Origin of the sequence: Rheinheimera sp. (genome assembly GCF_036568245.1) — a bacterium.
Classification (GTDB): Bacteria; Pseudomonadota; Gammaproteobacteria; order Enterobacterales; family Alteromonadaceae; genus Alishewanella.
Genome location: NZ_DATCSY010000377.1, coordinates 1 through 10,982 on the forward strand (window position 1 = coordinate 1; position 10,982 = coordinate 10,982).

The window sequence follows — 10,982 nt, forward strand, 5'->3', positions numbered from 1 at the left end:
GCATGGCGCACCGTACACCACGCCGGAACAGGTGCAAGCCGGTTATGAATCCCAGCTGGCCAATGCGCCAGTGCAATACCATAGCTTTGCATTTGCCCGTGACTCTAAGCACTTTATTATGGCCGATGCCCCCGACTGGCTGAACGGGCAAATTCAGCAGTTTCTGCTTAGCCACCTGCAGCGTTGAGGCTATCTAATGAACCATCAGCATGCGGTACTGGCGCTACACCAGTTACATAAAAGCTACGGTGGAAAAGCCGTACTGAAAGGGGTTTCTCTGAATGTCAGCTGCGGCGAAGTGCTGGCGATACTGGGGCCTAACGGAGCGGGCAAAACCACACTCATTTCAGTAGTGCTGGGGTTAACATCAGCGGACAGTGGCGATGTCAGCATATTTAACCAACCTCAGCCTGGCAGCGCGCGTACTGCAGCACTGCGCCAGCGTGTGGCGGTAATGATGCAGATTGGCTCGGCCAGTGCCAACTTAACCGTGGCAGAGCAATGTGACTTATTTGCCAGTTATTATGCGGGCGGTAAGAGCGTCGCCGAGCTACTCGATATCGCCGGTTTACAGGCGCAGGCCAATACCCGCTTTGGTAACTTATCCGGCGGCCAGAAACAGCGGCTGTTATTTGCGCTGGCGCTGGCAGGTAACCCGGAGCTGCTGTTTCTTGACGAGCCAACACTGGGAATGGATGTGCAGGCGCGTCATGCGCTGTGGCAGCAAATTACAGCACTTAAAGCCGCCGGGGTCAGCATAGTACTGACCACGCATTATCTGGAAGAAGCAGAGCAACTGGCCGATAAAATTGCAGTGTTGCAACAGGGCTCTATAGTGGCGCACGGCAGCCCGGATCAGCTAAAAGCCCGGCTTGGTGGTAAGCAAATATGTTGCCGCACTGCACTTAGCGATGCACAGCTGCTGGCTTTACCCGGCATAGTAGATTTACAGCGGCGACATGGCCTGGTGCAGCTGCACAGTGCATCTGCAGAACAGACAGTGCTGGCGCTGTTGCAAGCAGACCGCTCGGTCAGTGCGTTGGAGATCAAAGTAGTAGCACTGGAGCAGGCATTTTTGCAACTGACAGCAGAGCAGGAGGCCGCATGAGCAGCATAACGCTTTACTACAAAGAAGCGCGCTACGATTTACTCAGTATCATGCGTACTCCGGCCTTTGTCATACCGGCGCTGGCGTTTCCATTAATGTTTTACCTGTTTTTCGGTGTGTTTTTCCGCGCCGGAGCCGGTGCGGATTACCTGCTGGTAACCTACAGCTGTTTTGGCATTATGGGGCCGGCGATGTTTAATTTTGCCGCAGGTATTGCCAGCGATCGTGCTCATGGCTGGCTAACTCTGAAACAACTGTCGCCAATGCCCTTTCGGGCCTATTTACTGGCTAAACTCAGTACCAGCCTGGTGTTTTCAGTGTGTATTCTGGTTTTACTGTTCAGCGCTGCGGCTATGCTGGGGGACGTCAAACTGCAAGCTATGCAGTGGCTGTTGCTTGCGGTTGTGATGTTGGCAGGTGCTGTGCCATTTGCCTTGCTGGGGTTGTTGTTGGGGCTGAGTTTGTCTGATAAAACCGCACCGGGCGTGGTTAACCTGATATACCTGCCGATGGCGTTTTTATCCGGCTTATGGTTGCCGCTGTTTTTATTCCCTGACTGGCTGCAACAGCTGGCCTGGCTGTGGCCCAGTTTTCACCTGTCGCAGTTGGGGCTAAAAGTGATTGCTCAGGATCAGGGCAACAGTGTATTGGTTCATCTGGGGGTATTGGCGCTGTTTACTACTGTGCTGGCAGCTATCTGCGCCAGGCTATTCCGGCGCAGATAAAACCGTGATGTTAACTATCAAGCATTTGATTATTAAACAGCAGTCCGTACTGGTTGCCTTTTTTCCAGACACAGAGCGCAGTGTTTTTGCCAATCCGCTCGCATTCTATACTGATGCTGTCGCCGGTGTTCAGCTCACCGTTGTACTGAATGCGGGCGCCGCTGCCGGCGCTGAAATCCAGCAACTGGCACTGCGCCGCGAACTCTTTCAGTGTCAGCTGGGCCAGCGGGCTGTCGGTGGCTAAAGAGCGGATTTTACTGCGCCGATCTGTCCATTTATCGGCTGGCGGAAAATCAGGGTTTTGTGGCCGGTATTGGCCGGCGGCAACACGCTGATACACGCTATCATGGATGCTGACATTAATTGGCGGGTCGGACGGGTCGCCATAAATGCGCCGCACGGATTCACCCGAGCCGATTTTTTCCAGCAACTTATAGCCGTAAGAATAAGAGTCGTGCGGTTGCATGTGTAAATCGGGTTTGTATAGCAAATCAAGATAGCGATGATTAAAGTCCAGCCCCAGCGCCATGGCTTTATCGACCATCCATTGTAATGCGATGTCGGATAAGCCACATTCGGCATAACCACCACCGATATCTGAGTGCGCGCCAGCAAACCAGCATTGCTCCATGTACTGGTCATCCTGCAGCGAACCGGTCCACAGGTCGGGCTGAAACGGTGCCCGGCGCTCGTCCAGTGCCAGCGCATGGTAGGCATATTTTACCTGGGCGCAGATGCGGGTATTAAAAAAGCCGACCCAGTTACGGGTAAATTTACCCAGCAGCGGTGTCGGTGCGCCCAGTGCCCCGACGGTATCGAACACCCCAACCATACGGATTTCCGGCCGGTAGTTGTCGGCGTAATGGCCTTCCGGTCTTTTATCGGGTTCGGTACGGTAATATTTATAGGCCTGTTTCAGCTTGTCCAGCGTGCTTTTTTCCAGCAGGCCTACCGCATGAATCAGGCCAATAAAAGCGCGGGCGGTATAGGCACCTCGGCTGAAACCAAAGGTATATATTTCATCACCCAACTGATAGTTGTGGGTTAGAAAGCGGTAGCAGTCGAGCACATTTTTTTCCAGCCCGCTGCCAAAAGCACCACCGATAAATTTATCAATACTGCCGCCGGTACCGACGCCCTGATCATAAAACACCACCTGATGCACGCCATCCGGGCTTTGTGGTGATATTGCCCTGACCAGCTTGGTCACATTGGTGGCAATTTCGTCCGGTTCGTTCCAGGTTCCGTCACAACAAATAATAATGCGTTTTGCCGCAGCCATAACTATGCTCCTGTTTGCAAAGAGCCGGCCTGGCATAGGTACCGACAACGCCGGTGAGAGGCATAAAGTATAGTGCAGAACGTGAAAGAAGTGAGGTTTCAGCTGTTGATAGTGAGATTGAGCCAGCCGGCGTGAGATATAAACAACAGCACCAGCACCGACAGTAGTTTGGTAAAAATCACTATACAGACCGCATCTTTAAAATCGGCGCTGGTGGCTCGCATAAGCAGGTAAATATACGCCACTATGCCCAGCAACCAGCCATAACCGGGGGTAAGAGAAATAAGCGATACCACAAACACGATCGGCAATAGCACATTTAAACCGGCCTTCACCCAGGCCAGTCGGCTGGCCAGATAAACACAGCAGGCGGTTAACAGCACATCCAATGCAAAAATGATGGCGGTAATGCCCATGCCGCAGTCCTAATACGAAGTTTAACCGGCCCTCAGGCTAATACATTGTGAGGGGCATAGCAATTTACTATATACATTCAGCTTGTTACATCAGGAATACAGTTGCTGGCCTGAGTTATTGCAATACTCTGAAGCAGAGTGCCCGCCTGATACCGGGTATCTGAAATCACTGCAGCAATCTGCAGCTTTCTGTTTAGCCGCGGGTTACCAAGGCAATACGCTGCCATCCCAATTTAGCAAATTGCCGCTTTGCTCTGCCGTTAGCCCTTGCGCCACTTTGGCTAAACGTTCGGCGGTGGCAGCCGGGGTTTGTAGTTGGCCTTCTGGCAGGTTGGCTTGAAAGGGCACCGATAACGCAGTGTCGGTGGTACCGGGGTGAACACTTACAATAGCGGCGGTTTTATTTAACCGGCCTACTTCAATGCTCACGTTTTTAATCAGCATATTCAGCGCCGCTTTGCTGATGCGGTAGCTGTACCAGCCGCCGAGGCTGTTATCGCCGATACTGCCTACCTTGGCGCTGAGTGCCAGCAGTTTTACTGCCGGCTGTTTGCATAAATAGCTAAACAGTAACTTTAGATACAATGCCGGTACCTGCACATTGCTGGCAAAGCGTGCACTTAACACGTCGATATCGAGCTGACGGATGGTTTTTTCCGGCATGGCGTGCTCGTCATGCAGTACACCGTTACAGATAAAAATGATCTGTGGCTGTTGTGTTAGTGCTTCAGCTATCACATTGGCACCGTGCTGTTCGGTTTGCAACCTATCCTGTAACCATGTTAGCTGCGGCTGCGCGGGCGCTGGCTGGCGGCTGATCACGCTAACCTGTGCGCCGCTGGCAAGGTAATGCCTGGTTAAAGCGCCGCCTATGCCGCTACTGCCGCCGATGATCAGTACTGATGCTGTCATGCCAGTATGCTCTGGGCCAGTTGCCTGCCGCTGAGCCAGGCGTTTTCTACCCGGCCACCGTTTAACCAGTCGCCTGCCAGACCTAGTGCCAGTTCGGGCAGATGCACGACGCCCTGCACCGGATAATCCGGGTTTTGCTGGGCAAAGCGCCAGCGGTGATAATGGCTTACCTGACCGGCAACGGTTTTGTCTGTCAGACGCTGTAATGCCTGCATCGCATGCTGGGCTATGGTGTCGCCGTCTGCTTCAAGCTGTTGCTGTGAAAACGCGGCAGTGAAATGCAACAACCAGTGCCCGGCGTTACAACGCCCGGGTTTGGAGCCTTGTCTTGCTGCCCAGCTAAGCTGGCTGTCTTGTTTAAAGAAGATGCCATCATAAGGCCACAGTGGCTGATCTACTTGTATATTGACTGCCCAGCAAGGCAATAGCGCAGGCAACTCGAAAACTTTGCTCAGTGCCTGGTTAGATGGCAACGCAGTGTTTAGCAACGCTGCCGCCTGCTGCTGGGGTATTGCCAGTATCAGCTTGTTAAAGCGGCCAGCAGAGACACCGTTGCTTTGCAGCTGCCAGAGCTGACCATCAAACAGAATGTTGTCGATCTGGCGGCCTAAGCTGACGTCAACATTACCCAGTAAACGGGTGACCGGCGCCTGCATTGATGGCATACCGATATAGCGTAACGTTTCATCCGGCGACACCTGCAGGCCATCTGCCGTAGCTTGCGCCAGGCGGCCGTACCAGTGCGTTACGATGCCACTACTTAACCATTGCTGGCATTGTGCCTGAAAGGCCGGGTCGCGGGCAGTAAAGTACTGTGCGCCTAAATCAAGATAGCCATGTTCGGTGCGCTTACTGCTCATACGGCCACCGGCACGGCGGCCTTTTTCAAACACTACAACCTGCTCGCCCTGCTCCGCCAAAGCTGCGGCACAGGCTGCGCCTGCGATACCGGCACCGATAATTGCAATAGTCACGCCCTGTCCTCTTAGTGTGTTGCTTTGAACAGGGTACGCGCAGTGTGGGTGGGACGATCAGATAAAAATCAGTGTTGGGCTAACAGCTCGGCGGGTAGTTCCCAACTGGTGGTGAGTGTATCGCCCTGCCATGTTTGCAGGGTTAACCAGACTTTATCACCGGCGCTCAGTGTTTTCGGTGCAATCGCATGCACGTGCTGGCCGTGGCGGCTGCCATGCAATATACCTTCCTCGCCCTGTTGCAGCTGTGCCAGCGGCAATGCTTGGGGGCCGATATTCAGATAGCCCTGACGAATGCCACTGATATCGCCTTTGCTGAACATCAGCATAAAGTCTTTTACGTACTCATCATGGTGCGCGTAGGGTGGTTTCAGGTTCAGCGGCATAGGCGCAATTTCAAAATCACCCACTTGCTGAGCTGGCCAGGCTGGCGGGAACTCAGGTGTCAGCGACTGATACAAAAACCAGAATGGCAGCACCAGCACCAAGCCATTCAGTTTGTACTTGTGACGTTGCCAGAAGGTGTTACTGCGCGCCATGATTCACCTCCGTCAGGGTGGCAGCTTTGCGGCTTTCCCGCACTGCTTTCACGGTGCGGCTGCCCCAAATCATAAAACCGGTAATCGACATGCCGGATAACATCAACCCGAACAGGAACCAGATAGCTTTAGTCCAGATACCGCCGATAGTACCGTAGTGCAGTGGGTCGGCAATATGCATAACAGTTTGCAGTGCTGTCATATCGGCGGGTGTTTTTTCGTGGGCGATATCGCCGGTCCAGGGGTTAATGCTCAGCGTGTAGGCCTGCTCGTCATAAAAAATATGGTCGCCGCCACCCATTAAGGTATACATACCGCGGTTATGCTCAGGCAGCATCAGGTAGCTTGGCCGGAAATCAGGGTAGCGCTGTAAGGTCTTTGCCATCGCATCAGCAAAGCTGAACGGTGGCGTTTGTGTTGTTGCTGATAATTGTTCGGCACTGACCAGCGGTGCATGCGGCTCGATATCGATATCAGCATGCCACATCACGGCCTGCACCAGATACCATAAACCGGTGGCGCTCATGACGATTAAAAACCAGATAGACCAGACACCCGCCAGGCGGTGTAAGTCGGTCAGGATGGTTTTCTTGCCCTGATGTAAGCGAACCTTCGGCTGGGTAAAACTGCGCCAGAAATTTTTATAGATAATGAGGCCGGTCACTAAAGCTCCCAGCATCACCAGCGCCATTGCCGACACCAGATAATAACCCACGCTGTAACTGCCCGGCCAGGGGAACAACAGCCAACCATGCAGGCTGCGCATAAAGCCGATAAAGGTAATGCCTTCATTTATCTGCTGAATGTCACCGGTGTATTGATTGATATAAGCCAGTGCATAAGGCTTGTCATGATCCGTGAACGCTACCGCATTGACCAGATAAGGTTCAAATACCATCACCATACTAACGTCGGCTGTCGGATAGGCTTGCTGCACCGTTGCCACCAGTTCTGCCGCCGGTTTAGCGGGCAGATTATCCGGGTTAGCTGCACGCGACGCCGGGTTGGTCAGCCAGGTCAGTTCATGGCTGAATACGGCGATGGTGCCCGTTAAACAGACAAAACAGAAAATCAGCCATATTGGCAATGAAAACCAGCCATGTAGCTGAAACCAAAAACGATTGCTGAGTTTTGCCATGACGCTGCTGCCTGTGAAGAAAACGATGTACCTTAATTCATGCCGCCATATTAATGTTAATAAGAATAATTATCAACCTGTGTTATAATTGATATTGATTCTCAATTGTAATATTGGACTCATTTTAAAGACAGCCACAGGAATGGGTTGTATGACGTCTGTAATTACGTCCTGCCTGGCGCGGGGTGATTGCTTCTACGGCCAGCGCCGGGCGGTTAGCGCTAATTTGCGGTATAACTTCTAAGTTATTGGATAACAAAAAAAGGCCGCAATTGCGGCCTTTTTCATTGTCAGCATTTAGCTTAGAACGACCAGGTTGCACCCAGGCTGAAATTACGTGGTGAACCGTAATTGTATTGTTGCGTCAAACCACTGTAGTAGGTTTTGTCGAACAGGTTATGCACGTTCAGCTGCAGTGACAGCTGTTTATTCACTTCATAACGGGCCATCAGATTGGCCAGTACATAGCTTTCTTGCTCTACGCGATAGGAAAGACCAGAAACCGGTAACGTCATCACATCACTGTAAGACTCACTCTCCCAGCTTAAACCGCCACCTACTGTCAGGCCGGCCAGCATTTCGGCAAACTCGTAGGTAGAAAACAGGTTAAGTTTTTTACGTGGATGGTTGGCATTGATATCTACGCCGTTACGGTCTTCGGCATTGAACTGCGAATAACCGGCGCTGATGTTCCAGCTTTCGTTTATACGACCGATAACTTCAACTTCAAAGCCTTTGCTTTCAGCGCCTTTAGCGGCAAAAGACGGGAAGAAGTTATTGGCCGGATCATTGTAGTCGTTGTCAGCCTGCGCCAGATTATCCTGCTCAATGCGGAACAACGCGAAGGCTGTTTGCAGCGCACCATCAAGGTAACTGCTTTTTACACCAATTTCCTGGTTGCTGCCGATGATAGGGTCAAGGGAATTACCATTACGGTCGTATGCATCTTGCGGTGTAAAAATTTCTGTATGGCTGGCATACAACATATGGTTTTCAGCAACCTGATAGGTAACACCAACATAAGGTACAAACTCATCGTCGCCAAAATCCAGCTCAGCGCCATAGTTCAGGCCCTGACGTTGCCATTCTGTGTAGCGGCCACCGGCAATCAGCTTTATTTGCTCGGTTACTGCAAAGCGTGTTGCCAGGTAAATTCCCAGTTGATCAGTATCCAGATTAACCGCCTGGTCTGGCGTAGTCGCCCAGGTAGGCTCAGCGACGCTACCGTCCCACTGATAAAAGTTACCGGTACCTGGCCATACCAGAGCGGCATAGGTTTTCACTTCAGATTGCTGACGGCTGTCCAGCGCGCCAACGACAAACTCGTGTTCACGGCCCAGCAGGTTGTAGCTGCCTTGTAGCTGGATATCCACACTGGTTTGTTTACTGAAGCCTTCACTGTTGTAAGGCCAGGCAATTAAGCCCTCGCCCGTGTCTTTATCAGCCGCGCCGTAAATATACAACAAGCGGGTATCGGCCGTGTTTTTATTGTGGTTCAGGTTAACCTTCAGCTGCCAGCCATTATTAAATTGCTGCGTCAAACTGACGAAATGGTTTTTGCTGGTTGAGTCCCAGCGTGTCCAGTTCGCGGCAGTGGTAGTGCTTCTGTCCCAGTTGGTTGGGGTGTCATCACTAAATACCGGTGGCAATGCGCCCCAGGTAGATGCCGTAGGGTTGTTGTCCTGATAACTACTGCCTAAGCTCAGTGTCATGCTGTCGCTCAGATCCGCGTCCAGCACGCCATACAATACGGTTTTGTCTTCTTCCGCCAGATCACGGAAGCTGTCGCTCAGCTCTTTTTTTGCCACTATACGCGCACGTACATTACCATCAGCTGTCAACGGTGTGGTGGCATCGGCGGTCAGGTAGCGTCTGTTCCAGCTACCAACACCGCCATTAACATAGCCGGTCAGTTCGCGGGCGTTGGCATGTTTGCGCACCAAATTAATAGATGCAGATGGTTCGCCGACACCGGTCAGTAAGCCGGTAGCGCCGCGCACCACTTCAATGCGCTCATAAATAGCCACGTCGGTAATGGTTTCACCCGAGTCGCCAGCCAGGCTCCAGGCCATAGGCACGCCATCGAGCTGAAACTTATCAATATCAAAACCACGGGCACTGAAGGTATTGCGGGTACTGTCAAACGCCTTAGAGGTTAAGCCTGGAGTTTGGGTTACTGCATCAGCAATAGAGCTGATATCCAAATCCTGAATGCGCTGAGCAGTCATTACGCTGACTGACTGCGGTGTTTCCAGCAGCGTTAAACCAAGGCCGGTGGCGGTATCTATGGTTTCATTAACCGTATACTGGCCACGTACGGTAATGGTTTCTACCGCTTTTTCATCTTTATTTTGCGTATCAGCTGCAATAGCGGCGGCTGGCAAACAAGCCAGTTGCACTGCCAAAGCCAGTTTTAATTTTTTCATGGTTAACTGCATGCTCACCTCCAAAAAAGTTTCGATGATCATACTGTAATGAAAACACTTATCAATAACATTTGTTTTATTTGCGACAGATAGCCAGAGTGATTGGATAATTACAATCCCGTTTAATACCTGTCAGCAGCGAAGCGGTATGTCTCCTTTTCCCAGTTAGCTTCAGTTAGCTCCGCTTAACGCCTTGCTGCATCATTTAAGGTTTTCCGCGTCCTTTTTTCACTTTTGCTTTGCCATACTGCATGGCACTTTTAATCGTGTCGCAACCTATGCTGCTTAAGTGGTTGTCGGTATGGGCTGTGCAACAGGGAACCTGAAACCGGAGTGAGAAAATGACACAGAACGACCACCATTATACGCGCCTGAGACAGCGGCAAACTGTTACGACGACAGAGACCAGATTCAGATACTGCTGTTTGTCGGCTATTACATTACTACTGACTGCCTGTATGTCGACCAGCCCGCAAATGGGTAACTCTAAAGGTAATGTGGTAACCGGCGGTGCCGGGGGTGCCAATAGCGCCGGCGCTAACAGTGCGCTGGAAAGCTGCGACGCAGCGTTGGGTACTTTATCGGTGTTCGAAGATACCAGCCTGCCCTGGTGGCACGAATATCGGGGGCGTTATCCGACTTTAGGCAGCACCTTGCCGGTGATTCGCTTGATGATTCAGCAATCTAATTGCTTTGTGGTGGTAGAGCGCGGCCAGGCGATGAACGCAATGAACCGCGAGCGCGAACTGATGCAATCAGGACAGTTGCGTCAGCACAGCAACGTTGGAGGCGGCCAGATGGTCGCCGCTGATTACACTTTGAGCCCGGAAATTCAGTTTGCCGCTAAAGGCACCCAGGGCGTGCGGGCTTTGGGTGGTGCCCTACTGGGTTCTTTTGGTAGCTTAGTCGGGGGAGGCTTAAGTAAGAATGAAGCGGCAACCACGTTGCTGCTGATTGATAATCGCTCCGGCGTGCAGGTATCTGCGGCAGTAGGTAATGCCGGTAACTACGATTTTAGTATTCTCGGTGGTTTATTTGGCGGTGGTATCGCCGGCGGTGCCAGTGGTTTTTCCAATACACCGGAAGGCAAAGTTATTACTGCGGCGTTTGCCGACTCTTACAATCAAATGGTCAAGGCTTTGCGCAATTATAAAGCCCAGCAAGTAGACGGCGGCTTAGGCCTGGGCGGTAAACTGACGGTTGGTGGTGCGGCCGATGTTACGCCGCAGGCGACAACTAACTATACGGTTCCTTCTCCTGCACCAGCCCGGCCCGTAGTAGTAAAGCAAACGGTATCCACGGTCACAGTATCAGATCGCAAACAGTACAATTTTGAAGTTAATCAGTACGATGAAAGGGCATTGGAGAAATACTACGATTATCTGAAAAATGCGTCTACCTGGGTGTCGGGCCTGGCTACAGCCGCGACGCTGGATGACAAAACCCGCACCAGTATGATGAT

At 51.9% G+C, this 10,982-nt stretch carries 10 protein-coding genes and 1 pseudogene; 4 read left to right on the forward strand and 7 right to left on the reverse strand.

Annotation, left to right across the window (positions count from 1 at the left end; translation table 11 throughout):
- The 3 genes and pseudogenes from VIN66_RS16750 to VIN66_RS16760 all read left to right on the forward strand — a co-directional run.
- Positions 1-187: pseudogene (locus VIN66_RS16750) on the forward strand (alpha/beta hydrolase); the annotation flags it as partial.
- A gap of 9 nt (positions 188-196) precedes the next feature.
- A complete protein-coding gene (locus VIN66_RS16755) occupies positions 197-1,108 on the forward strand; it encodes an ABC transporter ATP-binding protein (RefSeq protein ID WP_331925045.1) in 912 nt (303 codons plus the stop codon).
- Entirely contained in the window at positions 1,105-1,833 is a 729-nt protein-coding gene (locus tag VIN66_RS16760; RefSeq protein ID WP_331925046.1) for an ABC transporter permease, read from the forward strand. The genes VIN66_RS16755 and VIN66_RS16760 overlap by 4 nt, the downstream gene beginning before the upstream one ends.
- Before the next feature lie 10 nt (positions 1,834-1,843).
- Here VIN66_RS16760 and VIN66_RS16765 read toward each other — a convergent pair whose 3' ends face one another.
- From VIN66_RS16765 to VIN66_RS16795, 7 genes are all read right to left on the reverse strand, one after another.
- Entirely contained in the window at positions 1,844-3,115 is a 1,272-nt protein-coding gene (locus tag VIN66_RS16765) for a DUF2235 domain-containing protein (protein ID WP_331925047.1), read from the reverse strand.
- Positions 3,116-3,213: 98 nt separating this feature from the next.
- The gene (locus tag VIN66_RS16770) at positions 3,214-3,531 is read right to left on the reverse strand and encodes a hypothetical protein (protein ID WP_331925048.1); all 318 of its coding nucleotides are present in this window, start codon (positions 3,529-3,531) and stop codon (positions 3,214-3,216) included.
- 204 nt (positions 3,532-3,735) lie between these two features.
- The gene (locus VIN66_RS16775) at positions 3,736-4,443 is read right to left on the reverse strand and encodes an SDR family NAD(P)-dependent oxidoreductase (protein WP_331925049.1); all 708 of its coding nucleotides are present in this window, start codon (positions 4,441-4,443) and stop codon (positions 3,736-3,738) included.
- Positions 4,440-5,417: an NAD(P)/FAD-dependent oxidoreductase gene (locus VIN66_RS16780; protein ID WP_331925050.1), complete on the reverse strand. Its 978-nt coding sequence runs from the start codon at positions 5,415-5,417 to the stop codon at positions 4,440-4,442. Before VIN66_RS16780 ends, VIN66_RS16775 begins: the two co-directional genes overlap by 4 nt.
- A 68-nt stretch (positions 5,418-5,485) precedes the next feature.
- Entirely contained in the window at positions 5,486-5,956 is a 471-nt protein-coding gene (locus tag VIN66_RS16785) for a hypothetical protein (RefSeq protein WP_331925051.1), read from the reverse strand.
- Positions 5,943-7,094, reverse strand: coding sequence for a PepSY-associated TM helix domain-containing protein (locus tag VIN66_RS16790; protein ID WP_331925052.1), 1,152 nt, complete (start codon positions 7,092-7,094; stop codon positions 5,943-5,945). Before VIN66_RS16790 ends, VIN66_RS16785 begins: the two co-directional genes overlap by 14 nt.
- Before the next feature lie 302 nt (positions 7,095-7,396).
- Positions 7,397-9,520, reverse strand: coding sequence for a TonB-dependent siderophore receptor (locus VIN66_RS16795; protein WP_331925053.1), 2,124 nt, complete (start codon positions 9,518-9,520; stop codon positions 7,397-7,399).
- A 341-nt stretch (positions 9,521-9,861) separates the two neighbouring features.
- On the opposite strand from VIN66_RS16795, the gene VIN66_RS16800 reads away from it, so the two are divergent.
- On the forward strand, positions 9,862-10,982 hold a 1,121-nt coding region (locus VIN66_RS16800; RefSeq protein WP_331925054.1), incomplete at its 3' end, for a CsgG/HfaB family protein.